Origin of the sequence: Variovorax sp. 350MFTsu5.1 (genome assembly GCF_048302515.1) — a bacterium.
Classification (GTDB): Bacteria; Pseudomonadota; Gammaproteobacteria; order Burkholderiales; family Burkholderiaceae_C; genus Variovorax; species Variovorax guangxiensis.
Genome location: NZ_CP157620.1, coordinates 4,713,778 through 4,739,070, shown reverse-complemented (window position 1 = coordinate 4,739,070; position 25,293 = coordinate 4,713,778). Strand labels below are relative to the sequence as shown.

Annotated in this window: 28 protein-coding genes and 3 tRNA genes; 19 read left to right on the top strand and 12 right to left on the bottom strand. The window is 67.2% G+C overall.

Annotated features, from left to right (window positions below; translation table 11 throughout):
- Positions 1-42 precede the first annotated feature (42 nt).
- From ABL843_RS21580 to ABL843_RS21570, 3 genes are all read right to left on the bottom strand, one after another.
- The gene (locus ABL843_RS21580) at positions 43-1,398 is read right to left on the bottom strand and encodes an LLM class flavin-dependent oxidoreductase (RefSeq protein WP_418117236.1); all 1,356 of its coding nucleotides are present in this window, start codon (positions 1,396-1,398) and stop codon (positions 43-45) included.
- The gene (locus tag ABL843_RS21575; RefSeq protein WP_418117235.1) at positions 1,395-2,228 is read right to left on the bottom strand and encodes a MetQ/NlpA family ABC transporter substrate-binding protein; all 834 of its coding nucleotides are present in this window, start codon (positions 2,226-2,228) and stop codon (positions 1,395-1,397) included. Before ABL843_RS21575 ends, ABL843_RS21580 begins: the two co-directional genes overlap by 4 nt.
- A gap of 113 nt (positions 2,229-2,341) precedes the next feature.
- Positions 2,342-3,244: a LysR family transcriptional regulator gene (locus ABL843_RS21570; protein WP_418117234.1), complete on the bottom strand. Its 903-nt coding sequence runs from the start codon at positions 3,242-3,244 to the stop codon at positions 2,342-2,344.
- A gap of 127 nt (positions 3,245-3,371) precedes the next feature.
- On the opposite strand from ABL843_RS21570, the gene ABL843_RS21565 reads away from it, so the two are divergent.
- The gene (locus ABL843_RS21565; RefSeq protein WP_418117233.1) at positions 3,372-4,382 is read left to right on the top strand and encodes an aldo/keto reductase; all 1,011 of its coding nucleotides are present in this window, start codon (positions 3,372-3,374) and stop codon (positions 4,380-4,382) included.
- Here the strand turns inward: ABL843_RS21565 and ABL843_RS21560 are convergent, their stop codons facing one another.
- Positions 4,383-5,312, bottom strand: a complete 930-nt coding sequence (locus ABL843_RS21560; RefSeq protein WP_418117232.1) for an alpha/beta fold hydrolase — start codon at positions 5,310-5,312, stop codon at positions 4,383-4,385. It abuts the gene before it with no gap.
- A 138-nt stretch (positions 5,313-5,450) separates the two neighbouring features.
- On the opposite strand from ABL843_RS21560, the gene ABL843_RS21555 reads away from it, so the two are divergent.
- Complete coding sequence (locus ABL843_RS21555; protein WP_418117231.1) at positions 5,451-6,512, top strand: aldo/keto reductase; 1,062 nt, start codon at positions 5,451-5,453, stop codon at positions 6,510-6,512.
- Between the two features lie 18 nt (positions 6,513-6,530).
- Here ABL843_RS21555 and ABL843_RS21550 read toward each other — a convergent pair whose 3' ends face one another.
- Positions 6,531-7,154 (bottom strand): hypothetical protein, encoded by a 624-nt coding sequence (locus ABL843_RS21550; RefSeq protein ID WP_418117229.1) that lies wholly within the window; start codon positions 7,152-7,154, stop codon positions 6,531-6,533.
- Positions 7,155-7,245: 91 nt separating this feature from the next.
- Here ABL843_RS21550 and ABL843_RS21545 point away from each other — a divergent pair, with 91 nt between their 5' ends.
- The 4 genes from ABL843_RS21545 to ABL843_RS21530 are packed head-to-tail and all read left to right on the top strand — an operon-like array spanning position 7,246 to position 9,660.
- Positions 7,246-7,740, top strand: a complete 495-nt coding sequence (locus ABL843_RS21545; protein ID WP_418117227.1) for an aminoacyl-tRNA deacylase — start codon at positions 7,246-7,248, stop codon at positions 7,738-7,740.
- Positions 7,741-7,748: 8 nt separating this feature from the next.
- Entirely contained in the window at positions 7,749-8,594 is an 846-nt protein-coding gene (locus ABL843_RS21540; protein ID WP_418117226.1) for a DUF6348 family protein, read from the top strand.
- 52 nt (positions 8,595-8,646) lie between these two features.
- Positions 8,647-9,285, top strand: coding sequence for a glycerol-3-phosphate 1-O-acyltransferase PlsY (plsY, locus tag ABL843_RS21535; protein WP_126025266.1), 639 nt, complete (start codon positions 8,647-8,649; stop codon positions 9,283-9,285).
- 21 nt (positions 9,286-9,306) lie between these two features.
- Positions 9,307-9,660 carry a RidA family protein gene (locus ABL843_RS21530; protein ID WP_418117225.1) on the top strand — a complete coding sequence of 118 codons (354 nt, stop codon included), beginning with the start codon at positions 9,307-9,309 and terminating at the stop codon, positions 9,658-9,660.
- 18 nt (positions 9,661-9,678) lie between these two features.
- On the opposite strand, the gene ABL843_RS21525 is transcribed toward ABL843_RS21530, so the two are convergent.
- Positions 9,679-10,323, bottom strand: coding sequence for a retropepsin-like aspartic protease family protein (locus tag ABL843_RS21525; RefSeq protein WP_126025268.1), 645 nt, complete (start codon positions 10,321-10,323; stop codon positions 9,679-9,681).
- Positions 10,324-10,466: 143 nt separating this feature from the next.
- Complete coding sequence (locus ABL843_RS21520; RefSeq protein ID WP_418117224.1) at positions 10,467-10,952, bottom strand: YajQ family cyclic di-GMP-binding protein; 486 nt, start codon at positions 10,950-10,952, stop codon at positions 10,467-10,469.
- A gap of 47 nt (positions 10,953-10,999) precedes the next feature.
- Here ABL843_RS21520 and murB point away from each other — a divergent pair, with 47 nt between their 5' ends.
- Both murB and ABL843_RS21510 read left to right on the top strand, forming a co-directional pair.
- Entirely contained in the window at positions 11,000-12,052 is a 1,053-nt protein-coding gene (murB, locus tag ABL843_RS21515) for a UDP-N-acetylmuramate dehydrogenase (RefSeq protein WP_369661462.1), read from the top strand.
- A 17-nt stretch (positions 12,053-12,069) separates the two neighbouring features.
- On the top strand, positions 12,070-12,906 hold the full coding sequence (locus tag ABL843_RS21510; protein WP_418117223.1) for a glycine-rich domain-containing protein: 837 nt from the start codon (positions 12,070-12,072) through the stop codon (positions 12,904-12,906).
- 71 nt (positions 12,907-12,977) lie between these two features.
- Here ABL843_RS21510 and argG read toward each other — a convergent pair whose 3' ends face one another.
- From argG to ABL843_RS21490, 4 genes are all read right to left on the bottom strand, one after another.
- On the bottom strand, positions 12,978-14,318 hold the full coding sequence (gene argG, locus ABL843_RS21505; protein ID WP_418117222.1) for an argininosuccinate synthase: 1,341 nt from the start codon (positions 14,316-14,318) through the stop codon (positions 12,978-12,980).
- 159 nt (positions 14,319-14,477) lie between these two features.
- Positions 14,478-14,804 (bottom strand): pyrimidine/purine nucleoside phosphorylase, encoded by a 327-nt coding sequence (locus tag ABL843_RS21500; protein WP_126025273.1) that lies wholly within the window; start codon positions 14,802-14,804, stop codon positions 14,478-14,480.
- Between the two features lie 125 nt (positions 14,805-14,929).
- Positions 14,930-15,556, bottom strand: a complete 627-nt coding sequence (locus ABL843_RS21495) for a hypothetical protein (protein ID WP_418117221.1) — start codon at positions 15,554-15,556, stop codon at positions 14,930-14,932.
- 58 nt (positions 15,557-15,614) lie between these two features.
- A complete protein-coding gene (locus ABL843_RS21490; RefSeq protein ID WP_418117220.1) occupies positions 15,615-15,968 on the bottom strand; it encodes an ArsC family reductase in 354 nt (117 codons plus the stop codon).
- 36 nt (positions 15,969-16,004) lie between these two features.
- Here ABL843_RS21490 and folC point away from each other — a divergent pair, with 36 nt between their 5' ends.
- The 10 genes from folC to ABL843_RS21440 all read left to right on the top strand — a co-directional run bounded on the left by folC (position 16,005) and on the right by ABL843_RS21440 (position 24,298).
- Positions 16,005-17,312: a bifunctional tetrahydrofolate synthase/dihydrofolate synthase gene (folC, locus tag ABL843_RS21485; protein WP_184641682.1), complete on the top strand. Its 1,308-nt coding sequence runs from the start codon at positions 16,005-16,007 to the stop codon at positions 17,310-17,312.
- Between the two features lie 61 nt (positions 17,313-17,373).
- Positions 17,374-18,249 (top strand): SPOR domain-containing protein, encoded by an 876-nt coding sequence (locus ABL843_RS21480; RefSeq protein WP_418117219.1) that lies wholly within the window; start codon positions 17,374-17,376, stop codon positions 18,247-18,249.
- Between the two features lie 21 nt (positions 18,250-18,270).
- Positions 18,271-18,756: a CvpA family protein gene (locus ABL843_RS21475; RefSeq protein WP_418117218.1), complete on the top strand. Its 486-nt coding sequence runs from the start codon at positions 18,271-18,273 to the stop codon at positions 18,754-18,756.
- 11 nt (positions 18,757-18,767) lie between these two features.
- Positions 18,768-20,270, top strand: coding sequence for an amidophosphoribosyltransferase (gene purF / locus ABL843_RS21470; protein WP_126025279.1), 1,503 nt, complete (start codon positions 18,768-18,770; stop codon positions 20,268-20,270).
- Positions 20,271-20,283: 13 nt separating this feature from the next.
- On the top strand, positions 20,284-21,510 hold the full coding sequence (locus ABL843_RS21465; RefSeq protein ID WP_418117217.1) for an O-succinylhomoserine sulfhydrylase: 1,227 nt from the start codon (positions 20,284-20,286) through the stop codon (positions 21,508-21,510).
- A gap of 4 nt (positions 21,511-21,514) precedes the next feature.
- Positions 21,515-22,903, top strand: a complete 1,389-nt coding sequence (gene gltX / locus ABL843_RS21460; protein ID WP_418117216.1) for a glutamate--tRNA ligase — start codon at positions 21,515-21,517, stop codon at positions 22,901-22,903.
- Between the two features lie 35 nt (positions 22,904-22,938).
- Positions 22,939-23,014: transfer RNA gene (locus tag ABL843_RS21455), tRNA-Ala, on the top strand.
- A 48-nt stretch (positions 23,015-23,062) separates the two neighbouring features.
- A tRNA-Glu gene (locus ABL843_RS21450) sits at positions 23,063-23,138 on the top strand.
- Between the two features lie 69 nt (positions 23,139-23,207).
- A tRNA-Asp gene (locus ABL843_RS21445) sits at positions 23,208-23,284 on the top strand.
- Between the two features lie 636 nt (positions 23,285-23,920).
- Complete coding sequence (locus ABL843_RS21440) at positions 23,921-24,298, top strand: HU family DNA-binding protein (RefSeq protein WP_126025297.1); 378 nt, start codon at positions 23,921-23,923, stop codon at positions 24,296-24,298.
- Positions 24,299-24,410: 112 nt separating this feature from the next.
- On the opposite strand, the gene ABL843_RS21435 is transcribed toward ABL843_RS21440, so the two are convergent.
- Complete coding sequence (locus tag ABL843_RS21435) at positions 24,411-24,620, bottom strand: hypothetical protein (RefSeq protein WP_126025282.1); 210 nt, start codon at positions 24,618-24,620, stop codon at positions 24,411-24,413.
- Positions 24,621-24,793: 173 nt separating this feature from the next.
- Between ABL843_RS21435 and ABL843_RS21430 the strand changes: the two genes are divergently transcribed.
- Positions 24,794-25,264, top strand: coding sequence for a hypothetical protein (locus ABL843_RS21430; RefSeq protein ID WP_418117215.1), 471 nt, complete (start codon positions 24,794-24,796; stop codon positions 25,262-25,264).
- Positions 25,265-25,293: the final 29 nt, after the last annotated feature.

Genomic DNA, 25,293 nt, shown 5'->3' with positions numbered 1-25,293 from the left:
GAACCGCGGCCTTTTTTCTTTGCGCCCTTTACCTTTATCTATTCAGGCGGCCAGCCGCTGCGCCGTCCGCCCGGCAGGCCGTGCCAGCCCCAGGTGATCGCGCAGCGTGCGCCCCTCGTATTCCGTGCGGAAGATCCCGCGCTTCTGCAGGATCGGCACCACCCCGTCGACGAAATCCTGCAGCCCGTGCGGCAGCGCGTCAGGCATCAGGTTGAAGCCGTCCGCCGCGCCGGCCCTGAACCAGCGCTCGATGTCGTCCGCGATCTGCTCCGGCGTGCCGACGATCACGCGGTGCCCCCCGCCGCCCGCGAGTTCGCGGATCAGCTGGCGCACCGTGTAGCCGTGTGTGCGGCCGGCCGCGACCACCGCGTTGAAGAAGGTGTGGTTGCCGTTGCCATTGGCGGGCAGCGGCAGGTTGTCGGGCAGGCGCTCGTCGAGCTTCAGCCGGTCGGGCGTGATGCCCAGCGTGCCGGCGATGCGCGTGAGGCTGTAGTCCCACGGGATCAGGTCGACCAGTTCGTCGCGGCGGCGGCGCGCCCCGGCTTCGGTGGCGCCGACGATGGTGGTCAGGCCTGCGAGCACCTTCACCGCGTCGGGGCCCCGGCCCAGTTCGGCGGCGCGGGTCTTCAGTGCGCGGGCATAGGCCAGCGATTCCTCGAAGGACTGCGAGGCGGAGAACACCGCTTCCGCGTGGCGTGAGGCCAGCTCGCGTCCGTCGGCCGAGGCTCCGGCCTGCACCAGCACCGGGTGGCCCTGCGGCGAGCGCGGAAGGTTAAGCGGGCCCTGTACCGCGAAGTGCTCGCCGCGATGCGCGATGGCGTGCACCTTGGCCGTGTCGATGAAGCTGCCGGAGGCCTTGTTGCCGACGAAGGCGTCGTCTTCCCAGCTGTCCCACAGCGCCTTCACCACGTCGGTGAACTCGGAGGCGCGCGCGTAGCGTTTCGCGTGGTCGGGTGTGGCGTCGAGGCCGAAGTTGCGCGCCGAGGGCAGGTCGGCCGTGGTCACCACGTTCCAGCCGGCGCGGCCACTGCTCACATGGTCGAGCGTGGCGAAGCGGCGTGCGATGTTGTAGGGCTCGTTGTAGCTGGTCGAGGCGGTGGCGATCAGGCCGATGTGCGTGGTGGCGGCGGCCACGCAGGCCAGCAGCACGGTGGGCTCCAGCGCGGTGATCGGGCGGAAGTGGATCTGGTCGACGATGGCCGCGTTGTCCGCGAGGAACACCGCGTCGAGCTTGCTGGCCTCGGCGATCTGCGCGGTGCGGATGTAGTGCTGGATGTCTGCGAAGGCCCACGGATCGCTCTGCGGCAGGCGCCACGCCGAGGGCACGAAGCCCGAATGCAGGATGTTGACGTTGAGGTGCAGCTGCCGCGGCGCGGTCTTGTTGTTCGAAAGGCTCATTGCGAGAAGTAGTCGGGCAGCCGGTAGCCGGCCCATGCCGGGTTGGCCCTGAAGAAGCGCTGGAACTCGGCCGACTGGTAGGCCGCCGCGATGTCCTGCGCGAATTTCGCGCTCTCGTTGCTGCGCTTGACGGCGACCACGTTCACGTAGGGCAGCGTCATGTTTTCCAGCTTCAGCGCCTCGGTGAGCTTCAGGCCCGAGGCGATGGCGAAGTTGCCCTGCACGGCGGCGATGTCGGCATCGGCCAGCGAGCGCGGGGCCTGCGCGGCTTCGAGCGGCACCAGCTTCAGGCGCTTGGGGTTGGCCACGATGTCGCGCTCCGACACCGAGATCGGGCTCACGCCCGGCTTGAGCGTCACCCAGCCGATGCCCGCGAGGATGTTGAGCGCGCGCGCCGCGTTCACCGGGTCGGATGGCAGCGTGACCGTTGCGCCGTCGGGCACGGTGTCGAGCGACTTGTGGCGCTGCGAGTACAGGCCCATCGGCGGCGTCGGCACATGCACCACCGGCACGAGGTCGAAGCCCTGCTGCTTGTTGGTGGCGTTGAGGTACAGCGTGTGCTGGAAGATGTTGGCGTCGATCTGCCCGCGCTCCACCGCGTCGTTGGGCTGCACGCCCTGGCTGAACTCGACGTACTTGACGGTGTAGCCCAGCTTCTTCAGCTGGGGCTCGATGCCGTTCGTGAAGGCATCGCGGTACGGGCCGGGCATGAAGCCCACGCGCAGGTCGGCGGCGTGGGCGGAAAGCTGCGCCGCCAGGCTCAGGGCGAGGCTGCCGAGCAGCGGGGCGAAGCGGCGCAGCCACGACGGCGCGCGCGAAGAGGAAGGCATGACGACAACTCCAGGGGACGGCAAAGGGAGCTGCGCACTCTAGGACGCGGCGGGCGCCGCGCGAACAAAGATTCGCGCGCTTGGTTATCCGCTGGGCAAATATCCGGCGGGCATCAGCCGGACTGGCCTTCGCCCTTCAGGAAATCGACGAAAGCCCGCAGCGGCGCCGGCATGTGTGTGCGGCTCGGGTAGTACAGGAACGGCCCCGAGAAGCTTTGCCACCAGTCCTCCAGCACCGGCGCGAGCGTGCCCCGGTCGATGGAGGGGCGCAGGTACTCGTCGAAGGTGTAGATCACGCCGAGGCCCGACTCGGCGGCGTGCAGCTCCAGGTCGAGCGCCGACGCGATCAGCGGTCCGCTCGGCGTGATCTTCACCGTCTTGCCCTTTCGCACGAAGCCCCAGGCCGCGAGCACGCCGCTGGGAAAGCGGTGGCCGATGCAGGCGTGGCGCAGCAGGTCGGTCGGGTGCCTGGGCACGCCGTGCTGGGCGAGGTAGCCCGGCGATGCCGCGGCCACGAAGCGCTGCGTGCGCGGGCCCAGGGGCACGGCGATCATGTCGCGGGCGATGCTCTCGTCGTAGCGGATGCCGGCGTCGAAGCCCGCCGCGAGCACGTCGATGAAGGTGTCGTTGGTCGTGATCTCCAGCGTGATGCCCGGGTGCGTGCGAAGGAAGCGGCTGGCAAGCGGCGGCAGCACGCGCTGCGCCACGATGGTCGGCACGTTCAGGCGCAGGGTGCCGGTGGGGCTGTCGCGAAAGCTGTTGAGCGTGTCGAGCGCACCGGCGATGTCGTCCAGCGCGGGCGAGATGCGGTCGAGCAGGCGCTGGCCCGCTTCGGTGGGCGTCACGCTGCGCGTGGTGCGGTTCAGCAGGCGCACGCCCAGCTGCGCCTCGAGCCTGCGCATGGCCTCGCTGAGCGAGGAGGGCGACACGCCGCGCAGTGCGGCAGCGCCCCGGAAACTGCGCGCGCGGGTGACGGCCACGAAGGCGCCCAGGTCGGAGAGCTCTGGTTCGTTCATGGCGCGATTGTGCGTTTTCCCGCACAACCCGTGCAGGGCTGGACGGATTATCGAACGGCATCTTTGCTTCCAGACTACCGCCATGCCGCTCGCCATCGCGTCCGGCCCCTCTGAAAGGAACGCTTCGATGAACACACTCCAACTCGGTGCAACCGGCCCCAAAGTTTCCGCCATCGGCCTCGGCTGCATGGGCATGTCGGGCATGTACGGCCCCTCCGACCGCGCCGAAAGCATCGCCACCATCCACGCCGCCATGGACGCGGGCATCACGCTGCTCGATACCGGCGATTTCTACGGCAGCGGCCACAACGAGATGCTGATCGGCGAGGCGCTGAAGGGCCTGAAGCCCTCGCAGCGCGACGCGGCGCTGGTCAGCGTCAAGTTCGGCGCCATGCGCGACCCGGCCGGCGGCTGGGTGGGCTACGACGCGCGGTCGGCGGCGGTGAAGAACTTCGCGACCTACTCGCTGCAGCGCCTGGGCGTGGACCACATCGACATCTACCGGCCGGCGCGGCTCGACCCCAACGTGCCGATCGAGGAGACCATCGGCGCCATCGCCGACCTGGTGAAGGCGGGCTACGTGCGCCACATCGGCCTGTCGGAAGTGGGCCCGCAGACCATCCGCAAGGCGGCGGCCGTGCATCCGGTGTGCGACCTGCAGATCGAGTATTCGCTGATCTCGCGCGGCATCGAGGACGAAATCCTCGCCACCTGCCGCGAGCTGGGCATCGGCATCACCGCCTACGGCGTGCTGTCGCGCGGCCTCATCAGCGGGCACTGGACGAAGGACAGCGCGGGCGAAAAGGACTTCCGCGCGCACAGCCCGCGCTTCCAGGGCGAGAACGTGGAGCGCAACCTTGCGCTTGTCGAGGCGCTGCGCAAGATCGCCGACGCAAAGGGCGTGAGCGTCGCGCAGATCGCCATCGCATGGGTGGCGGCGCAAGGCGACGACATCGTCCCGCTGATCGGCGCGCGGCGGCGCACGCGGCTCGACGAGGCACTCGGCGCGTCGAGCGTGAAGCTGGGAGCCGACGACTTCGCCGCCATCGAGCGCGCGGTGCCGAAGGGCTCCGCTGCCGGCGACCGCTATGCGGCTGCGCAGATGGCCAGCCTGGACAGCGAGCCCCGGCGCGGCTGATCAGGCCGCGAGAAACTCCTCGATCATCCGCGCGACGATCCGCGGCTGGTCGTGGTGCAGCATGTGCCCTGCATCCTCGAGCCGCTCGATGCGCACGTTGCCGACCGACTTCAGCCGTTCGTGGAATTCGTCGAGCGTGTAGCGGTTCTTCCACCAGCCGTGCAGGCTGTCGTCCGATGCCTCGACCATCAACAGCGGCGCGGTGATGCGCGAGTAGAGCGCCAGCGTCTCGTCGACACGGAAGATGTGCGCGTTGACGATCTTGTGTGCCGCCTCGCCCAGGATCTGCCAGCGCTCGCTGCCGTCGGGCTGGGCGTGGTTCACCGACCAGTGGCTTGCGAGCCAGGCGGCCTTGTCGGGCGTCAGGCGCGGATTGGTCTTCATGAGGCGGCGGGCCACGCCGTCCACGGCCGAGTAGCCGGCCAGCGCCATTTCGCCGCGGTGCAGGCGCTTGAGCTCGTCGATCCACTGGCCGTAGCGCGCGGGCGCTTCATCGGGCTTGCGCGCGGGCATGCCGAAGCCTTCGAGGTTGACCAGGCGCCGGATGCGCTGCGGCCGCACGCCGGCGTAGTGCATCGCGACGTTGCCGCCCATGCTGTGGCCCACGAGGTCGATCTGCCGGGCGCTTTCACCTTCGCCGGCGTAGTGGTCGAGCAGCCATTCGAGGTCCGCGAGGTAGTCGGCGAGCCAGTAGTTGTCGACGCCGCCGCCGTCGGTGAGGCCGAAGCCGCGCCAGTCGGGGGCGATGATGAAGCGGTCTTCCTCCATCGCGTCGACCACGAACTGCCACGACGCCGCCACGTCCATCCAGCCGTGCACCAGCACCAGCGGCGGGCGTTTGTCGGAAGGCTGGCCCCACAGCCGCACGTGGTAGCTGAGGTTGCGCACGGGCACGAATTCGCTGCGGGAGGGGCGGAGGGCTTGGTACATGGGCGTCGATGATAAGGAGGCCTTTGTACTGACGCAGTCCGCCACAGGACAGGCAGCGGCCGGCCGGCAGGCCGCGCGGCGCTCGGGTTTTGGCGCGGCGGCCGGCGGGCCTGAGACCGGGGCGGTAGCATCCCGCGCATGAAAAAGATCCAACTCGGTCAGAGCGACCTGCACGTCACCCCGATCTGCCTCGGCACGATGACCTTCGGCGAACAGGTCGACGAGCCCACTTCCCACGCCATCCTGAGCCGCTCGCTGGAGCGGGGCGTCGACTTCATCGACACCGCCGAGATGTACTCGGTGCCCACGCGCAAGGAAACCTACAGCGTCACCGAGACCATCATCGGCAACTGGTTCGCCGCCAACCCCGGCGTGCGCCAGAAGCTGGTGGTCGCGACCAAGGTGGCCGGCCCCTCGCGCGGCATGCCGTGGGTGCGCGAAGGCAGCGGCATGACGGCGGCCGACATCGAAGCCTCGTGCAACGCCAGCCTGAAGCGGCTGCGCACCGATGTCATCGACCTCTACCAGATCCACTGGCCCGAGCGCCATGTGCCGCTCTTCGGCAACATCTATTACGACCCGGCCAAGGAAACCTCGAAGACGCCGATCCACGAGCAGCTCGAAGCGCTGGGCAAGCTGGTGAAGGCGGGCAAGGTGCGCGCCATCGGCCTGTCGAACGAAACGCCTTACGGCGTGCACGAATTCGTGCGGCTGGCCGAACAGCACGGCCTGCCGCGCGTGGCGACGGTGCAGAACGTGTACAGCCTCATCAGCCGCGGCTACGAGAACGGGTTGGACGAAACCATGCACCGGCTGGGCGTGTCGCTGCTGGCGTATTCGCCGCTGGCCTTCGGCCTGCTCACCGGCAAGTACGACCAGAGCGGCATCGAGGGCCCCGACGCGCCCAAGGGCGCGCGCATCTCGAGCTACGAATCGGTGCGCAAGCAGCGCTGGGGCCGCCCCGATTCGCTGCGCGCGGCCAGGCGCTACAACCAGCTCGCCCGCGACAACGGCCTGACGCCCACGCAGCTGGCGCTGGCCTTCTGCTACACCAAGTGGCAGGTGGCGAGCACGATCATCGGCGTGACCTCGCTGGCCCAGCTGGAGGAAGACCTGGACGTGTACGGCACGACGCTGTCGCCCGAAATCCTGGCCGAGGTCGACAAGATCCGCTGGGAAATCCGCGATCCGGCTGCCTGAGTTCCGTTCCCTGATCCGTCAGCGGGCGCATTCGCCGTTCGCGGCAGCCAGCGCGAGCGCGGGCAGGCTCAGCAGGCCCATGCCGCCGCCCTTGAACTCGCCCTTCCTGCAGTCCCCGCGCGCGGCGCCTGCGACGCCCGCGCTGAGGCTGGAGTCGAAGCCCGAGCGCGGGCTGCCGTTGAGATCCTCGGCGGCTCGGTCGGCGAAGGAGCGTTCGCGGGCGATGTCGCGCAGGGCGCGGCGCATGCTTTCCGAGTGGAGGATCGGCGGCGGCGCGGGTGCAACGCTTGCTGCTTGCGATGGGGGCGATGTGTCGGCCGGAGCCTCGGGAGCGGCGTTCGCCTTGGCTCGAACGGATTGCGGCGGCCGCCTGGCGGCCGGGCGCGGCGATGAAGTGGAGGCAGGCGATGCCGCCTTCTTGCGTGGCGCCGGATCCGCTTTCGTCGGAGGCTCAGTGCGCACCATTTCCACGACGATGCGTTTCGCTGCACCGGCAGTGCGCCCATGCGGCTTCGTCGCCATCACAAGCAGCCAGAGCACCGCCGCGTGCATGGCCGCGACCGCCAGCACGAGCGCAGTGAGGGCGGGGCGGCGCAGCGTGGGGAACGGAATCGCGCCCTCCGGGGCTGGCGTATGCTGCATGGCTCGACCGGAATTCGATGTGGTGCGGCAGATTCTTGCTGCGGTACACCGGATTTCCTGAAGTCATCCTGAACCGGAAGTTGCCACCCAGATGGCCAAGAAAAGCGTCCACACCTCCGAGACACCCGCCACGCAACTGCTGCGCGCGTACAAGATCGCCTTCACCGAGCACCCTTACGAATACGTCGAGCACGGCGGCGCGCAGCGCGGCGCCGAGATGCTGGGGCTGGACCCGTTCACCGTCATCAAGACGCTGGTGATGCAGGACCAGGACGCCAGGCCGCTGATCGTGCTGATGCACGGCAACCGCACGGTGTCGACCAAGAATCTGGCGCGTCAGATCGGCGCCAAGTCGGTGGAGCCCTGCAAGCCCGAGGTGGCGCAGCGGCACAGCGGCTACATGGTGGGCGGCACCTCGCCCTTCGGTACGCGGCGCGAGATGCCGGTTTACGTGGAGTCGAGCATCCTGGAGCTGCCGCGCATCGTGCTCAACGGCGGGCGGCGCGGCTACCTGATCGGCATCGATCCGCAGGTGTGCGTGGCGCTGCTGGGCGCGAAGCCCGTGCAATGCGCGCTGGCAGAATAGCCGCCGCCATGGCGACATCACCGTCCTCGTCCTCCCCAGACTTCTTTCCTCCGCTCTGTCCCGCCAACGAAGGCGGCGGGCCGTCGTTCGAAGTCGAGTTCAACGATGGCAAGAAGGACTGGACCGAGGTTTTCGACCTCACCGAACTGCTGCTCGAAACGCTGGAGGCACGTGGCCACGAGCCGGTGCGCGAGCGCGAAGGCTGGTTGCGGCTGCCCGGCAGTGGCCTGTGGCTCTGGCCGCAGATCACCAGCTACTGGGCCAACAGCGACGGCAGCGTGCGCACCAGCAGCACCATCGAGGTGGCGCATGCCGAGTTGCTGCCCAAGGGCCTCTTTGAGTTCCAGCATTCGGTGGGCGCCGACATCGCCGCTTCCCTGACCCGGGGCTTCGACCTCTGGGCGCAGGTCGATCTGGTCGTGTTCCTCGATGCGCTGTCCGCCGACGCGGCAAGCCTGAGCCACTGCACTTCGATGCAGATGAACTGGGAAGCGAAGGAGGCCGAAGGCCGCCCGGCCCGCGAGCGGCGCGTGCTCTTCGGACCGGTCGCGCACCAACATGCGAAGGAGGCGGCCGAGGAGGAAGAACATCCGTTCTGCCCCTGCTGCCTCTTCACCAACACCTGGGATGCCTTCAAGCCGCAGATCGAGTCGGACGGCCTCTACGGCGTGCGGCTCTATGCCGCGCGAGACGCCGAGGGCGAAGTGCAGGCCGACTGCCGCATCAACGGCGAGGACTGGCCCGCCGGCGCCGATGCGCTGCGCGCCTACGCGGCGCAGTGGCCCGACCGGGGCTTCGAGTTTCGCAAGCAGTACGTCGTGATCCAATCGCCGCCCGAGGCGCCGGTCGCCTGATCCGATACGCCGAACACACAACAACAACCATCATCCCCCGCGGAGTGCCGTCTTGAGCTTCACCTTGCCTTCCATCATTGCCATCGTGGCGTCGTACCTGATCGGCTCGCTTTCGTTCGCGGTCATCGTGAGCAAGGCGCTCGGCATGGCCGACCCGCGCAGCTACGGCAGCAAGAACCCCGGCGCCACCAACGTGCTGCGTTCGGGCAACAAGGGCGCGGCGCTCGCCACGCTGCTGCTGGATGCGCTCAAGGGCTGGGTGCCCGTGTTCCTCATCCACCAGTTCGGCGCGCAGTGGGGGCTGGGAGAGGGCGTTGCAGCCGTGGCCGGCGTGGCCGCGTTCCTCGGCCACCTGTACCCGGTGTTCTTCGGCTTCCAGGGCGGCAAGGGCGTGGCCACGGCCGCCGGCGTGCTGGTGGGCATCGCGCCCTGGCTGGGGCTGGCCACCGGCGCCACCTGGCTGATCATCGCGATCTTCTTCCGCTATTCGTCGCTGTCCTCGCTGGTGGCCGCCTTCTTCGCGCCGGCCTACTACCTGATCGGCGGCGGCATCGCGTGGCCGCTGGACCGCACGGCGCTGGTCGCGATCATCGTCATGAGCCTGCTGCTGATCTGGCGGCACCGCGAGAACATCCGCCGGCTCGCTGCCGGCACGGAGTCGAAGCTCGGCTCCAAGAAGAAACCAACCTGAACCGAAGAAAGAACACGTTCCATGGCTTCCATCACCCGCTACCACGTCGGCCCGCGCCTGTCGGAGACGGCCGTGCACAACGGCACCGTCTACCTTGCGGGCCAGGTGCCCGACGACACCACGCAGGACATCCGCGGCCAGACCGCGCAGGTGCTCGGCATGGTCGACCGCCTGCTGGCCGAGGCCGGCAGCGACAAGTCGCGCATTCTCATGACGCAGATCTTCCTGGCCGACATCGACGACATCACCGCCATGAACGAGGTGTGGGACGCCTGGATCCCGGCCGGCAACACGCCGCCGCGCGCCACCGTGCAGGCCAAAATGGCCAACACGGCCTACAAGATCGAGATCGTGGTGACGGCCGCGCAGGCCTGAACAGGCCCTGGCCCTAGCTCAATAGCGTTTTTCGAGGACCATCTGGTCCGCGTCGCGCCGCATCGAGAAGCGGTTGATGAAGCTGTTGCCCAGCAGCACGAAGGGCATGGCCTGCTGCGAGACGATGGCGTCGATGTCGTATACCTCCACGTCGCCCACGCGCACCGACTGCAGGCGCAGCTTGTAGCCGGTAGCCGTGCCGTTGGCGGTGTTCATCAGCACGCGCTGGCCCTTGCTGTAGTCCAGGCCGATGCGCTGGGCGTCGTCAGCCGACAGCGCGATGGCCGTCGCACCCGTGTCGAGCATGAAGGTGACCGGCCGGCCGTTGATGGCGCCCTGCGTCATGAAGTGCCCGCGGCTGTCGGCCGACAGCACCACGCGGCTCCCGCCCCCGCCCGACCCGCCACCACCGCCGATGCTCACCGGCGTGTCCATGCGCAGGTTGACGCGCTTGCCCTCCATCTCGACCACGGCCTGCTCGGCCTGCAGAGATACCAGCTTCACGCCCTGGTAGCTCTCGCCGATCGCCACTGTCTTGGGCGGATTGCCGTTCACGATCAGGATCGCGCGGCTGCCGATGCTGCCCGTCAGCGTGACCGAGCCGGCCGCATGCGCCACGGCGGCGGCAGCGAACAGCTGCGCTGCGACGAGAAGATGTTTCATACGAGGCTTGCTGCTCCAGCGTCGGTTGTTCGACTTGATAGACCAGGAATACCGCGGAACCGGCTCTGCCGGTCCGCCGGTATTGCCCCCGGCGAGGGGGTTGGCGGCCACACGAAGTGGGCAAGCCTGGGGGAGTACCTAGATCAGTCCCTGAAGTTGTTGAAGGTGAGCGGCATGTCGGGCACGTCCTTCTTGATCAGCGCCATGGCTGCCTGCAGGTCGTCGCGCTTGGCGCCGGTGACGCGCACCGCGTCGCCCTGGATCGCGGCCTGAACCTTGAGCTTGCTGTCCTTGATGATGCGGGTGATCTTCTTGGCCTGCTCGCTCTCGATGCCGTTCTTGATCTTGATGACCTGCTTGACCTTGTCGCCGCCCATCTTCTGGACGTCGCCCTTGTCGAGGAAGCGCACGTCGACGCTGCGCTTGGTGAGCTTGTTGCGAAGGATGTCTTCGACTTGCACGAGCTGGAACTCGGCGTCGCCGATCATGGTGATTTCCTTGTCCTTGAGCTCGACGGCGGCGGCCGTGCCCTTGAAATCGAAACGCGTGGCGATTTCCTTGGCGGTGTTCTCGACTGCGTTCTTCACCTCGGGAAGGTTGGGTTCGCAGACGGTATCGAAGGACGGCATGGACTCTCTCCTGAATTCTTCACGGGTGCAGATGCGACAATTCTCCCATGATCGTGGAGTCCAACGTCCCGCTGCAGCCCTACAACAGCTTCGGCATCGTCGCGCGCGCGCAGCACCTGGCGCGCATTGCCGGCGAGGCCGACCTGGCCGCGCTGCGCGACGATCCGGCATGGCGCGACGCGCCCCGTTTCGTGCTGGGCGGCGGCAGCAACATCGTGCTGACGGGCGACGTCAAGTCGCTGGTGCTGAAGGTCGAGATCAAGGGCCTGCGGCTGCTGGAAGAAACCCCGCGCGCCTGGATCGTGGAGGCAGGCGCGGGCGAAACCTGGCACGACGCCGTCGAGTGGATGGTGCGCAACGGCTATCCGGGGCTGGAGAACCTGGCGCTGATTCCCGGCACGGTGGGCGGCTCGCCGGTGCAGAACATCGGCGCCTACGGTGTCGAACTGCAGGACCGCTTCGAGTCGCTCGACGCCTTCGACCTCGAAACCGGCCGCAGCTTCACCCTCGATGCGGCCCAATGCGCCTTCGGCTACCGCGACTCGGTCTTCAAGCATGTGCGCAGCGGTCCGAACGATTTCGGCCTGGCGGGCAGGGCGGTGATCACCCGGGTGCGCTTTCGCCTGCCCAAGCCCTGGAAACCGGTGGTCGGCTACCTCGACCTGGAGCGCAAGATGGAGGAGACGGGCAACTTCACGCCGAGCGCACAGGACATCTTCGACTGGATCTGCGCCATCCGCCGCGCCAAGCTGCCCGACTGGCGCGTGCTGGGCAACGCCGGCAGCTTCTTCAAGAACCCGACGGTCACGCCCGAGCAGTGCGCGGACATCATCGCGCGCGACCCGAAGATCGTTCACTACCCGATGGACGACGGCAGCATCAAGCTGGCGGCCGGCTGGCTCATCGACGCCTGCGGCTGGAAGGGCAAGTCGGTGGGCAATGCCGGCGTGTACGAGCGGCAGGCGCTGGTGCTGGTCAACCGCGGCGGCCGCGAGAACCCGGTGACGGGCGGCGAGGTGATGACGCTCGCCAAGGCGATCCAGACCAGCGTGTACGAGCGTTTCGGCATCCGGCTGGAGCCGGAGCCGGTCGTCGTCTGAGCTGACGCCACGCCAGCATGGACCTCGACTTCCTGCACCTGAATTTCCGCCGCCGCATCGGTGCCCTCGTCTGGGCCCGCCGGGCAGTGCTCGTGGTCGCGCTGCTGGCGCTCTTCCTCGGAACGCGGCGCTGGGGCTCGATGGTGGCGGTGATCGTGTTCGCGCTGCTGTTCGCGGCGGTGCTCAAGTTCCTCGAGACCAGCCTGCGGCGCCAGTTCATCCGCGAGGCGCGGCTGCCGCCCTTCCTGGTCGGCAAGCTGTGCGAGGCGCATCCGCAACTCAGCCGGCGCGACGCCGAACTGGTGCTGCGCGGCCTGCGCCAGTTCTTCATGGCGCACCTGCGCAGCGACCGCAAGTTCGTGGCCATGCCCTCGAAGGTGGTCGACACGGCCTGGCACGAGTTCATCCTGCACACGCAGGGCTACCAGAACTGGTGCAAGGCGGCCTTCGGCGGCATGCTGCACCACAGCCCTGCCGAAGTGCTTGGCCGGGACCCCAAGCGCAACGACGGCCTGCGCCGCACCTGGTACTGGGCCTGCAAGGAAGAGAGCATCGATCCGCGCAAGCCCGCGCGGCTGCCGCTGCTGTTCGCGCTGGACATCAAATTCGCCATCGAAGGCGGCTTTCACTACATACCCGACTGCCGGGCGGTCGAGCGGCACATCGGCTCGGATGCCCATTGCGGCACCAGCTTCGGCGATTCTTCGTCGGACAGCGGCAGCTCGGGCGACGCAGGCGGCTTCGGCGGGAGCGAGTCGTCGAGCAGCAGCGGTGATGGCGGCTCCGGCGACGGAGGCTCGTCCGATGGCGGTGGCGGGTGTGGAGGCGGCTGCGGTGGAGGCGGCGGGGACTGAACCTTGCACATCACCCGTGAAAAACGGGCCCCGAGGGGCCCGTTGTCATTGGAGGCTTTGATCGCCGTCGATCAGCCCGCGTCGCCGTCGTTCGCCAGCTTCGGCAGCGCGGCGCCTTCGGTCGACGACAGCAGGCCGGTCTGGGTGTAGATGCCCAGCTTCTCGCGCGTGTCGGCGATGTCGAGGTTGCGCATCGTCAGCTGGCCGATGCGGTCCAGCGGCGTGAACGCGCCTTCGACCTTCTCCATGCTCAGGCGCTCGGGCTTGTAGGTGAGGTTGGCCGACTCGGTGTTCATGATCGAGTAGTCGTTGCCGCGGCGCAGCTCGACCGTCACCTCGCCCGTGATGGCGCGCGCCACCCAGCGCTGGGCCGTCTCGCGCAGCATGATGGCCTGCGGGTCGAACCAGCGGCCCTGGTAGAGCAGGCGGCCCAGCTTGCGGCCGTTCTCGCGGTACTGCTCGATGGTGTCTTCGTTGTGGATGCCGGTGACCAGGCGCTCGTAGGCGATGAACAGCAGCGCAAGGCCGGGAGCCTCGTAGATGCCGCGGCTCTTGGCCTCGATGATGCGGTTCTCGATCTGGTCGCTCATGCCCAGGCCGTGGCGGCCGCCGATGCGGTTGGCTTCGAGGATCAGCTCGACCAGGTTCGAGTAGCGCACGCCGTTCAGCGCGACCGGCACGCCTTCCTCGAAGCGCACCGACACGGTCTCGCGCTTGACCTCGACCTCGTCCTTCCAGAAGGCCACGCCCATGATGGGCTGCACGATGGTGATGCCGCTGTTCAGGTGCTCCAGATCCTTGGCTTCGTGCGTGGCGCCGAGCATGTTGGAGTCGGTGGAGTAGGCCTTCTCGGCCGACATCTTGTAGGCGAAGCCGGCCTTCTGCATGAACGCCGACATCTCGGCGCGGCCGCCCAGCTCGTCGATGAAGACCTGGTCGAGCCAGGGCTTGTAGATCTTGAGGGCGGGGTTGGTCAGCAGGCCGTAGCGGTAGAAGCGCTCGATGTCGTTGCCCTTGTAGGTGCTGCCGTCGCCCCAGATGTGGACGTCGTCTTCCTTCATGGCCGACACGAGCATGGTGCCGGTGACGGCGCGGCCCAGCGGCGTGGTGTTGAAGTAGGTGACGCCGGCGGTGGTGACGTGGAATGCGCCGGCCTGCAGGGCGGCGATGCCTTCGTTGGCCAGCTGCGCGCGGCAGTCGATCAGGCGGGCGTTCTCTGCGCCGTAGAGCATCGCCTTGCGGGGGATCTCGTCGTAGTCGGGCTCGTCGGGCTGGCCGAGGTTGGCGGTGTAGGCGTAGGGGATCGCGCCCTTGTTGCGCATCCAGTGGAGCGCCGCGCTGGTGTCCAGGCCGCCGGAGAAGGCGATGCCGACCTTCTGGCCGGCGGGAACGTTTTGGAGGATGGTCGACATGTTGGGAGTTCCGTTGGTGGTGGCGCGGTTCAATGGCTCATGGCTTTCGTGGCGCGGCTCTTTGCCCGGGATACCGTGGAACCGGCTTTGCCGGGCCATCGGTATCGCCCCCTGCAAGGGGGTGGGAGAAGCGACACGAAGTGCGCGAAGCCTGGGGGTTTACCCAAAATGACAGATGTAGCTGTAGGGCTCGCCCGTCACGCGGATCTTGAAGCTCGAGTTGCCGGGCACGTTGAACTTCTGGCCGGGGCCCGAGGCGATCCATTCGTCGGTGCCCGCGAGCTGGTATTCGCAACTGCCGGCGGTGCCTTCCATGATCTCGGGAGCGCCGGTGTTGAAGGTGAGGGTGGACGGCAGGATCACGCCGACCGATTTCTTGGTGCCGTCCGCCAGCGTGAGGCTGTGGCTCACGCACTTGCCGTCGAAATACACATTGGCCTTGGTGGCCACTGCGGCGCTGTTCAGAGTGTCGGTAGTCGTCGTCATTGGGTGGCGCCGGCGCTTTGGCGGCCGGCGAATCGAGGACGCACCGCACCTGCGGCGCACCCGTCAAGGGTTGGAAAAGTCCTCGATTTTAGGGGCTCGGGGGCGGCGGCCCACCAGCCCTCGCCTCAACGGTGCCAGCCGCCGCGATAGCCACCCCAGCCGCGATAGCCGTAGCCGCGGTAGTAGCCGCCGCCCCAGCCTCGCGAATAGCCGAGGTTCAGCGAGATGCCGACCGGCGGGTAGACGTAGGGATAGGCGTAGGGGTACGTATAGGCCGGCTCCACGTAGACGGGGGCGGGAGCGGTGTACACGGGCGCCGGCTGGTAGACCGGCGCGGGGGCGCTGGAGACGACGACGCCGGGCTCGGGAACCACGCTGTCCCATGGCGAGCCACCGGACTGCGGGGCGTAGCTGCCGCCGTTGTTGGCCTCGACCGGGTAGGCCTGCAGCTGCGGCTGCGGTGTCACCGGGGAGGTCGTCACGCCCGCCACGCCCGTCACGCCATACGCGCCGGCCTGGATCGGAATGGTCGCTCCGGGCCGGGTGTTCATGCGGGTGGTGTACTGCCGGCCGTTGTATTCGTACGTGACGTTGTAGTTCACGTCGCTGCCGGTCGTTTCGCGTATCGGGGTGGCGGAGATCACCCGGGCCTGGACCACCTGGTTCTGCTGCGCATGAACGAGGCCGGTGCCGGCGGCCAGCATGCCGGCGACTGAAATGCCTGCGAGAGTGCGAAAAGTGCGATTGTTCATGGTGTGTCTCTCCTGCGGATCGAGGTTCGACGCCGGGCGGCAGGCCGGGTTCCGGGGTTTACACGGCGTTGACAGCCCAGGCGTCGGCGTCGAATCCCGCCGTAACGGGCTTTTGGGGCCCCCAGTTGACCACCGGCCGCTTGATCAGGCTGGGATTGGCCAGCAGCACGGCGCGGGCGGAAACGGCGTCGACCACGCCCTCGCGGGTGGCGTCGTCCAGTTTGCGCCAGGTGGTGCCCTTGCGGTTGACCAGGGCTTCCCAGCCGGGCTTCTTCAGCCACTGGTCGAGCTCTGCCTCGGGAACGCCCTGTTTCTTGAAGTCGTGGAAGGTGTATTCAATGCCGTGTTCGTCGAGCCAGGCGCGGGCGCGCTTGACGGTGTCGCAATTCGGAATGCCGTAGAGGGTTGTCATGGCCGCGATGATGCCCCGGCCGACGGGTCGGCGACAATGCCCGCCTCCATGGAAACCCTGAACGACTGGCTCGAGCGCGCCGAGCGGCTCCATCCCAAGAACATCGAGCTCGGACTCGAACGCGCCAAAGAGATGGCGCAGCGCCTCGGCCTGCGCTTCGCCTGCCCCGTGATCACGGTGGCGGGCACCAACGGCAAGGGCTCGACCTGCGCCATGCTCGAATCGATCCTGACGCACGCGGGCTACCGCACGGCGGTGTTCACCTCGCCGCACCTGGTGCGCTTCGAGGAGCGCCTGCGGTTGCAGGGCGAGGCTGTCGATGCTTCGAAACTGATAGCAAGCTTCGAGGTGGTGGAAAAGGCGCGCGGCGACATGCCGCTGACCTACTTCGAATTCACCACGCTCGGCATCCTGCACTGCATGACCGTGGAAAAGCCCGACGTGGCGATCCTCGAGGTGGGCCTGGGCGGCCGGCTCGACGCGGTCAACATCATCGACACCGACTGCGCAGTGATCACCAGCATCGACCTCGACCACATGGAATACCTCGGCCCCGACCGCGAGAGCATCGGCTTCGAGAAGGCCGGCATCATGCGCCCGGGCAAGCCGGCCATCGTGAGCGACCCGGTGCCGCCGCAGAGCGTGATCGACCATGCCAACTCGATCGGCGCCGACCTCTGGCGCTTCGGAACCGACTTCAACGTTGCGGGCGACAAGCAGCAGTGGGGCTGGTCGGGCCGCGGGCGGCGCTACAGCGGGCTGGCCTATCCGGCCCTGCGCGGCGCCAACCAGCTCATCAATGCGGCCGGCGTGCTGGCGGCGCTCGAGGCGCTGCGGCCACAACTGCCGATCACGGCGCAGGCGGTGCGCAACGGGCTCGCGATGGTCGAGCTGCCGGGCCGCTTCCAGATCGTGCCGGGCGAGCCCGCGCTGGTGCTCGACGTGGCGCACAACGCGCACGCCGTGGCCGCGCTGGCCGAGAACCTCGACGCGATGGGTTTCTACCCCACCACGCACGGCGTTTTCGGCGTGATGGCGGACAAGGACCTGGCCCCGATCCTCGCGCGCATCGGGCCGCTGATCGACCGCTGGTACTTCACCGACCTGCCTACGCCGCGCGCCGCCAAGGCGGCCGACCTGCTGGCCACCTGGCAGGCGCAGAACACGCGCACCGACGCCTCCGGCAGCGTGCATGCAGGGCCGATGGAGGCGCTGCGCGCGGCCATCGGGCAGGCAGGGCCCGCTGATAGAATCGTGGTCTTCGGATCGTTCTTCACCGTGGGTGGTGTCCTCGAAAACGGCACTCCCCGGCTGCAAGCCAAACACCTGTCGCCGGGCGGCTGATCGTCGGGTTGTACGCACCTTCTGGCACCACCTCGCTGCACTCCTCCAGGGATCGAACTTCATGGCGTTTTTCAAGTTCCGCACGCGCGGCCCGCAAGGCAACGAAGGACGAGGCGCCCCAGCCGCGGTCCCAGCGGAAAGTGTCGAAACCATGCGTCGGCGTGCGCGCCACCGGCTGCTCGGCGCGGCGGTGCTGGTACTGCTCGGCGTGATCGGCTTCCCGCTGCTGTTCGATACCCAGCCGCGGCCGGTGTCGGTCGACATCCCCATCGAGATTCCGGACCGCAACAAGGTCAAGCCGCTGCCCGTGCCGGCAACGCCGGCGCCCGCCACCAGCAGCAACACGACGCCTGCCGCCCCCGACAACGGCAGCTCGCGCGTGGCATCCGCCTCGTCATCGAGCGGCATGATCACCGAAGCCGCGGACGGCACCGAGATCGACCCGGGCAAGCCGGTCGCCAGTTCCACGCAGGCCCCGGCGCCCGAGCGCAAGCCGGACCCCAAGCCAGAAACCAAACCTGAGCCGAAGCCCGAACCCAAGCCCGAGCACAAGCCGGAACCGAAACCGGAGCCCAAGCCGAAGCCGGAACCCAAGCCCGAAGCCAAGCCGAAACCCGCCGCCGTGGACGACGGCGCCCGCGCCCGCGCGCTGCTCGAGGGCAAGCCCGTCACCGCGGCCGCCGCCAAGCCCGCCGCTGCCGACGAGGGCGGCCGCTTCGTGGTGCAGGTCGGCGCCTTCGCCGACGCCGACAAGGCGCGCGAAGTGCGCCAGAAGCTCGAGAGGGCCGGTCTCAAGACCTATGTGCACGTGGCGAAGACTGCCGACGGCGAACGCACGCGTGTGCGTGTCGGCCCCTTCAGCTCGCGTGCCGAGGCCGACCGCGCGGCCGATAAGGTCAAGGGCTTGTCTTTGTCGGCAGCGATCCTCACGTTGTAAGAGTCGTCGCCAGCCGTTGCCGTGGCCTTGCTCGACTGGATCGCCGTCGCGCTCATCGGGGTGTCGATGCTTTTCGGCCTGGTGCGCGGGCTGGTGTTCGAGGTGATTTCGCTGATCGGATGGGTGGCCGCCTTCATTGCAGCCCAGTGGCTGGCGTCGGACGTGGCGGCATGGCTGCCGTTCGGTGACCCGCAGGGAGCGTGGCGCTACCCGCTGGCCTTCGTGCTGGTGTTCGTGGCGGTGGTGTTCGGCGTGGGGCTGGTGGCAGCGCTCACGCGCAAGTTGATCACGGTCGTGGGTCTGCGGCCGGTGGACCGGATTCTGGGCGCGGCGTTCGGCGCGGCGCGGGGCGTGGTGGCCCTGCTCGTGTTCGCCGTCGTTGTCCATTTGCTGGTGTTGAGCGACAGTGCCTGGTGGCACGAATCGCGCAGCGCCATTGTTCTCGATGCGGCATTGCAGGGCCTCAAGCCCTCCCTGCCTGAAAAGTTGGCCAGCTACCTGCCCTAAGGGAATCGTTCATGTGTGGAATCGTCGGCGTTGTCAGCAACGCACCCGTCAATCAGCTGCTCTATGACGCGCTGCTGCTCCTGCAGCACCGCGGCCAGGATGCCGCAGGCATCGTCACGCTGCAGGAACGCAAGTTCTTCATGCACAAGGCCAAGGGCATGGTCCGCGACGTGTTCCGCACGCGCAACATGCGCGCGCTGCCGGGCAGCGTGGGCCTGGGCCAGGTTCGCTACCCCACCGCCGGCAACGCCTACAGCGAGGAAGAGGCCCAGCCCTTCTACGTGAACGCGCCCTTCGGCATCGTGCTGGTGCACAACGGCAACCTGACCAACGCCCACGCGCTGCGCTCGGAGCTGTTCTCCACCGACCACCGCCACACCAACACCGAGAGCGACTCCGAAGTGCTGCTCAACGTGCTGGCGCACGAGCTCGAGCGCGCCTCGCGCGGCGTGCCGCTGCATCCGGCCGAGGTGTTCGCCGCCGTGAAGAGCATGCACAAGCGCCTGCGCGGCTCGTATGCCGTGGTGTCGCTCATCGCCGGCCATGGCCTGCTGGCCTTCCGCGACCCGTACGGCATCCGTCCCCTGTGCATGGGCCGCAGCGCCGACGGCACCGTGATGGTGGCGAGCGAATCGGTCGCGCTGGAAGGCTCGGGCCATACCTTCGAGCGCAACATCAACCCGGGCGAGGCCGTGTTCATCGACCTCGAGGGCAAGGTGCATTCGATGCAGTGCGCCGAGTCGCCGACGCTGAACCCTTGCATATTCGAATTCGTCTACCTGGCCCGTCCGGACTCCGTGCTCGACGGCATCTCGGTCTACCAGGCGCGCCTGAACCTGGGCGAGACGCTGGCCAAGCGCGTCGTGTCGACCGTGCCGCCGAACCAGATCGACGTGATCATCCCGATCCCCGAGTCGAGCCGCCCGAGCGCCACGCAGCTCGCGCACCTGCTGGGCGTGCCGTACCGCGAAGGCTTCGTGAAGAACCGCTACGTCGGCCGCACCTTCATCATGCCGGGGCAGGGCGTGCGCAAGAAGTCGGTGCGCCAGAAGCTCAACGTGATCGGCAGCGAATTCAAGGGCCGCAACGTGCTGCTGGTCGACGACTCCATCGTGCGCGGCACCACCAGCCGCGAAATCGTGCAGATGGCGCGCGACGCCGGCGCCCGCAAGGTCTACCTGGCCAGCGCCGCGCCGCCGGTGCGCTATCCCAACGTCTACGGCATCGACATGCCGACCAAGGACGAGCTGGTTGCGCACGACCGCACCGTTGAGGAAATCCGCGAACTGATCGGTTGCGACGCGCTGATCTACCAGGATGTCGATGCAATGAAGCGCGCCATCGGTTCACTGAACGGCAAGCTCGATGGTTTCGACGCCTCCTGTTTCGACGGCGTGTACGTGACCGGCGACATCGATACCGACGCCATCACCCGCATGAACGGCAACCGTCCACGCATCGAGGAGACCGAAGAGGATTCCTCGCGCCTCGCGCTTCCCAATCACAGCGAGTGAGAGAGCAGACGAAGTGACCGACGACGAAAGAACACTGCCGCCCGGGCTGCACCCCGAGACGCTCGCGCTGCGCACCGGTCTCGCGCCGAGCCAGTACGGCGAGCACTCCGACGCGCTCTTCCTGACCAGCGGCTTCGTGCAGCCTGACGCCGAAACCTCGATGCGCCGCTTCGCGGGCACCGAGCCTGGCTTCACCTACTCGCGCACCTCGAACCCGACCGTGACCAGCTTCGAGCAGCGCATCGCGGCGCTCGAAGGCACCGAGGCGGCGATCGGCGCATCGACCGGCATGGGCGCGATCCTCATGATGTGCATGGGCCTGCTGAAGGCCGGCGACCATGTGGTGTGCTCGCGCTCGGTGTTCGGCTCCACGCTGAACCTGTTCGGCAAGGAATTCGCCAAGTTCGGCGTCGAGACCACCTTCGTGTCGCAGACCGACGTGGCCGAATGGCGTGCGGCCGTGAAGCCGAACACCAGGCTGCTGTTCGCCGAGACGCCGACCAATCCGCTCACGGAGGTCTGCGACATCCGTGCGCTGGCCGACGTGGCGCATGCGGCGGGCGCGCTGCTGGCGGTCGACAACTGCTTCTGCACGCCGATCCTGCAGCGTCCGGCGGAGCTGGGGGCCGACCTCGTCATCCACTCGGGCACCAAGCACCTCGACGGGCAGGGCCGCGTGATGGCAGGTGCGATCTGCGGTCCCTCGAAGCTCATCGTCGACGTGTTCGGCCCCATCGTGCGCACCGCCGGCATGGCGCTGGCGCCGTTCAACGCGTGGGTCGTGCTCAAGGGCATCGAGACGCTCGGCATCCGCATGAAGGCGCATTGCGCCAACGCGATGGAGATCGCGCAGTGGCTCGAGAAGCAGCCGGGCATCTCGCGCGTGTACTACCCGGGGCTGGCTTCGCATGCGCAGCACGAGCTGGCCATGCAGCAACAGTCGGGGCAGGGCGGGGCGGTGGTGTCCTTCGACGTGGTCGGCGACTCGCCCGAGACGGCACGTGCCAATGCCTTCCACGTCATGAACAGCACGCGCGTCGTGAGCCGTGCCACCAACCTGGGCGACGTGAAGACCATCATCACGCACCCCGGCACCACCTCGCATGGCCGCCTGACAGAGGCGCAGCGCCAGGCCGCGGGCATCGGCCAAGGGCTGATCCGCCTCGCGGTCGGCCTCGAGCATGTCGAAGACATCAAGGCCGACATCGCGCGCGGCCTGAGCACCCTGAATCCACGATAACGAAATGACCGGCAAAGTACGCACCCGCATCGCACCATCCCCCACGGGCTTTCTTCACCTGGGCACGGCTCGCACGGCCCTCTACTCGTGGGCCTATGCGCGCCACTACGGCGGCGAGTTCGTGCTGCGCATCGAGGACACCGACGTGGCCCGCTCCACGCAGGACTCGACCGACCAGATCCTCGCGTCGATGCACTGGCTCGGCCTCGAATACGACGAAGGCCCGATCTACCAGATGCAGCGCCTGGAGCGCTACCGCGAAGTGATCGCGCAGATGCTCGCGGCGGGCACCGCCTACTACTGCTATTGCACGCCTGCGGAACTCGAGGAGATGCGTGAGGCGCAACGCGCGCGCGGAGAGAAGACGCTGTACGACCGCCGCTGGCGTCCCGAGCCGGGCAAGGTGCTGCCGCCCGTGCCCGAAGGCGTGCCGCCGGTGGTGCGCTTCTGCAATCCTCCCGTAGGCGACGTGACGTGGAACGACCTCGTGAAGGGCGAGATCACCATCAACAACCGTGAGATCGACGACCTGATCATCCTGCGGCCCGACGGTGTGCCGACCTACAACTTCGCGGTGGTGGTCGACGACTGGGACATGAACATCACGCACGTGTTCCGCGGCGACGAGCACATCAACAACACGCCGTGGCAGATCAACATCTTCCGCGCGCTGGGTGCGCCGCTGCCCGAGTTCGGCCACGTGCCGGTGATCCTCGGCGACGACGGACAGAAGCTCTCGAAGCGCCGCGGCGCAGTGAGCGTCACTGCCTACGAAGACAACGGCTACCTGCCGGAAGCGATGCTCAACTACCTCGCGCGCCTCGGCTGGAGCCACGGCGACGACGAGCTCTTCACGCGCGAGCAGATGGTGAGCTGGTTCGACGGTTCGCATCTGTCGAAGAGCCCCGCGCAGTGGGATGCGGCGAAGCTCGCGTGGGTCAACGCGCAGTACATCAAGGCGAAGAGCGGCGATGAACTCGCACCGCTCGTTGCAGCGCAGCTGCACAAGCGCGGCATCGTTGCGGACGAGCGCCTGCCCGGGATCTGCGCGCTCTTCAAGGACCGTTGCGAGACGACAGTCGCGCTGGCCGACTGGGCTGCTGCGTTCTATGCGGACATCACCGTAACCGAAGCCGATCGCGCGCAGCACATCACCGATGCAGTGAAGCCCGCAATCGCAACGCTTGCAGAAAAAATGATGACGGTCGCGTGGGATAAGGCCTCGATCGCAGTTATGATCAAGGAAGTCCTCGCGACACACGCATTGAAGATGCCGGTGTTAGCGATGCCAGTACGAGTGCTTGTGATGGGAACACCGCAAACACCGTCCTTGGATTCAGTCCTCGAAATTTTTTCCCGCGAAAAAGTTATCGAACGATTGAAAAAGGCCTGAAATTCAGGCTATAATCTGAGGCTCGACACCCACACGGGGGTATAGCTCAGCTGGGAGAGCGCTTGCATGGCATGCAAGAGGTCAGCGGTTCGATCCCGCTTACCTCCACCAGAGTGTCGAGATGGTTAGAGATGCTGATCGCAGCACGTCCAAGGTTTTGACCCTATCGTCTAGAGGCCTAGGACACCACCCTTTCACGGTGGCTACCGGGGTTCGAATCCCCGTAGGGTCGCCAGTTTCACTTCAGTGAAGCAGGCACGAGTCGTCAACACTCGGTTCCGCAAGGAGCGAACGTTGTCTACCAGGAGTGGTAGTTCAGTTGGTTAGAATACCGGCCTGTCACGCCGGGGGTCGCGGGTTCGAGTCCCGTCCACTCCGCCAGTCAGAAGCCCTTGCAGTCGAAAGCTGCAGGGGCTTTTCACTTTCTGGCGTTCTCTCTCCCCTCTCTTTTCTCTCTTCATTCAACTGAGTCGAGTGTGTTCTGTTGGAGCACCGCGCGACATGTCACGTGCTCGGGTCCGTGACGTAGAGGGAGTACGCGCCGCAGGGAGGATCGGCCCGTCGAACAAAACTATGGAATGCCTTCAGTGCGATCCGAAGATGCAAACCTTCGCATCGGCCAACGACGCAGATACCGTGGGAGAGCAGCGAGGCACACGCGTGCTCAATGCATAGCTTCGCAGCGAACATAACCTTGCCACCGATGACCTTGCGCAAGAGGGGCATTGGGTTCCGCAGATGCGACGCCATCAAATTTCCTCGACGAATCTGGTTGCGGAACCAAGTCTTGCTCATCCTGACGAGTTCGCTTTATCGCGCGTGCAAATCCCCGCTGCGTGTGCCCGCACGCACCATCAACCCCCTCACGGGTGCCGAATGAGGCGAATCAACGACAGCTGGAAGCGACCGCGTTACATCTGGCCCCTCGCAGTCGAATAAACTCCCGCCCGCTTGCAGCGTGATTCGTGCTGCGCCGCCATAGGCAACATGGCGAAATCAAACTTATTAGGAACTCAGTTGAACCGCATCGAACTCGTCGAAAAAATCGCCGCCGCCCATAACCTCAGCAAGGCAGAAGCCGCGCGCGTCCTCGAGACCATCACCAGCTCGATCGTCGCCGCCGTGAAGAAGGACGACCCCGTCCAGATCGTCGGCTTCGGTACTTTCAAGCAAGTGGCGCGCGCCGCACGCTCGGGCTTCAACCCCAGCGCCGGCACCAAGATCAAGATCGCCGCACAGAAGGTGCCGAAGTTCGTGCCGGGCGCAGCCTTCAAGGCCGCCGTGGACCCCAAGGCTGCAAAGCGCAAGGCCGACAGCAAGGCTGTGGCTGCCAAGCCCGCAGCGAAGAAGGCCGCCGCTCCCGCCAAGAAGGCCGTGGCTGCCAAGAAGAAGTAAGAAAGAAGCGGTGACGCAGGTATCCCGGCCGTGTGTCGAGGATGCTCCATAAGAAACGGCCCCTCGGGGCCGTTTTTTATTGGTCGGTCGGCTTGGCTGCCGCCGGCACATTTCAGTCGGGCTGGATCACGCCCTCGTTCAGGTAGCGCTGGTACTCGGCGATCGGTATCGCCGTCGTCTGCATGCTGCCGGCATCGCCCCAGCTCAGCACGGCGCTGTCGGGCGCCAACTGGATTTCGATGGGGCCTTGGGGAATGAGGATCAGGGGGCCATCGCCGGCCCGGTATTCGACATTTCCTGTGACTTTCGCATTGGCTGCCATGTTCGTTCCTCGGGGTGTTGGGGAATGCGGGGGACGGAACTCAAGCGTATCGGAATCCGGTGATCCGCGGATGCGCCGGCATGCGCTTAACCGTGTAGGCCGAATGGCTGTCCGTCGACTGCAGCCGATCGTCACACCTGCGTCATGCGCGGCGTGGCACCCTCGCGCCTCGAATGACGAAGCGCACCAGCATTCTTCTTGCAGCGATCGCCGGCCTTGCCATCCTGGCAATGGGTATCGCTTGGCGCGTTGGGGCCGCCGGTGAACCGCAAGCCAGTGCGGCCGAGTCGGCTTCGTCGCTCGAGATCCGCTGGCACGGCGGCGGCATCGTGCTTCAGGGCACGGTGCAAGACGCAGCTACGCAGCAAGTGCTTGCGCAAGGCGCCGCAGCCCGCCTGGGCGGCGAGAGCGAACAGGTCACCGACTGGCTCGACATCACGCCCGCCGCGCCGCCGGTGGCGGACGCTGCGGCGCTGGCCCGGCTCATCCAGCTCGGACAGGAAGGCTGGCACCTGCAGCGGCGCCCCACCGAAGGCTGGCTCGCCGTGCAGTCGCCGACCGACCAGCGCAGCATGGAGGCGAAGGCGCTCCTGCAGGCCGCCTTCGGCCCCGGCGTTGCGATCCGCATCGTCCAGTTGCCCTGAAACGGCTGCCGATCTCCTCACGCCACGGC

What these genes read in the sequence shown, in the direction of transcription:
- ABL843_RS21540 (WP_418117226.1), top strand. Translation starts at nt 7,749, where the DNA reads ATGGCGACATCACCGTCCTCGTCCTCCCCAGACTTCTTTCCTCCGCTC.
- ABL843_RS21580 (WP_418117236.1), bottom strand. Translation starts at nt 1,398, where the DNA reads ATGAGCCTTTCGAACAACAAGACCGCGCCGCGGCAGCTGCACCTCAAC.
- ABL843_RS21570 (WP_418117234.1), bottom strand. Translation starts at nt 3,244, where the DNA reads ATGAACGAACCAGAGCTCTCCGACCTGGGCGCCTTCGTGGCCGTCACC.
- ABL843_RS21530 (WP_418117225.1), top strand. Translation starts at nt 9,307, where the DNA reads ATGGCTTCCATCACCCGCTACCACGTCGGCCCGCGCCTGTCGGAGACG.
- ABL843_RS21500 (WP_126025273.1), bottom strand. Translation starts at nt 14,804, where the DNA reads ATGACGACGACTACCGACACTCTGAACAGCGCCGCAGTGGCCACCAAG.
- argG (WP_418117222.1), bottom strand. Translation starts at nt 14,318, where the DNA reads ATGTCGACCATCCTCCAAAACGTTCCCGCCGGCCAGAAGGTCGGCATC.
- folC (WP_184641682.1), top strand. Translation starts at nt 16,005, where the DNA reads ATGCCCGCCTCCATGGAAACCCTGAACGACTGGCTCGAGCGCGCCGAG.
- ABL843_RS21550 (WP_418117229.1), bottom strand. Translation starts at nt 7,154, where the DNA reads ATGCAGCATACGCCAGCCCCGGAGGGCGCGATTCCGTTCCCCACGCTG.
- ABL843_RS21575 (WP_418117235.1), bottom strand. Translation starts at nt 2,228, where the DNA reads ATGCCTTCCTCTTCGCGCGCGCCGTCGTGGCTGCGCCGCTTCGCCCCG.
- ABL843_RS21510 (WP_418117223.1), top strand. Translation starts at nt 12,070, where the DNA reads ATGGACCTCGACTTCCTGCACCTGAATTTCCGCCGCCGCATCGGTGCC.
- ABL843_RS21560 (WP_418117232.1), bottom strand. Translation starts at nt 5,312, where the DNA reads ATGTACCAAGCCCTCCGCCCCTCCCGCAGCGAATTCGTGCCCGTGCGC.
- ABL843_RS21565 (WP_418117233.1), top strand. Translation starts at nt 3,372, where the DNA reads ATGAACACACTCCAACTCGGTGCAACCGGCCCCAAAGTTTCCGCCATC.
- ABL843_RS21545 (WP_418117227.1), top strand. Translation starts at nt 7,246, where the DNA reads ATGGCCAAGAAAAGCGTCCACACCTCCGAGACACCCGCCACGCAACTG.
- ABL843_RS21480 (WP_418117219.1), top strand. Translation starts at nt 17,374, where the DNA reads ATGGCGTTTTTCAAGTTCCGCACGCGCGGCCCGCAAGGCAACGAAGGA.
- ABL843_RS21435 (WP_126025282.1), bottom strand. Translation starts at nt 24,620, where the DNA reads ATGGCAGCCAATGCGAAAGTCACAGGAAATGTCGAATACCGGGCCGGC.
- gltX (WP_418117216.1), top strand. Translation starts at nt 21,515, where the DNA reads ATGACCGGCAAAGTACGCACCCGCATCGCACCATCCCCCACGGGCTTT.
- ABL843_RS21430 (WP_418117215.1), top strand. Translation starts at nt 24,794, where the DNA reads ATGACGAAGCGCACCAGCATTCTTCTTGCAGCGATCGCCGGCCTTGCC.
- ABL843_RS21490 (WP_418117220.1), bottom strand. Translation starts at nt 15,968, where the DNA reads ATGACAACCCTCTACGGCATTCCGAATTGCGACACCGTCAAGCGCGCC.
- ABL843_RS21520 (WP_418117224.1), bottom strand. Translation starts at nt 10,952, where the DNA reads ATGCCGTCCTTCGATACCGTCTGCGAACCCAACCTTCCCGAGGTGAAG.
- ABL843_RS21525 (WP_126025268.1), bottom strand. Translation starts at nt 10,323, where the DNA reads ATGAAACATCTTCTCGTCGCAGCGCAGCTGTTCGCTGCCGCCGCCGTG.
- purF (WP_126025279.1), top strand. Translation starts at nt 18,768, where the DNA reads ATGTGTGGAATCGTCGGCGTTGTCAGCAACGCACCCGTCAATCAGCTG.
- ABL843_RS21555 (WP_418117231.1), top strand. Translation starts at nt 5,451, where the DNA reads ATGAAAAAGATCCAACTCGGTCAGAGCGACCTGCACGTCACCCCGATC.
- murB (WP_369661462.1), top strand. Translation starts at nt 11,000, where the DNA reads ATGATCGTGGAGTCCAACGTCCCGCTGCAGCCCTACAACAGCTTCGGC.
- ABL843_RS21495 (WP_418117221.1), bottom strand. Translation starts at nt 15,556, where the DNA reads ATGAACAATCGCACTTTTCGCACTCTCGCAGGCATTTCAGTCGCCGGC.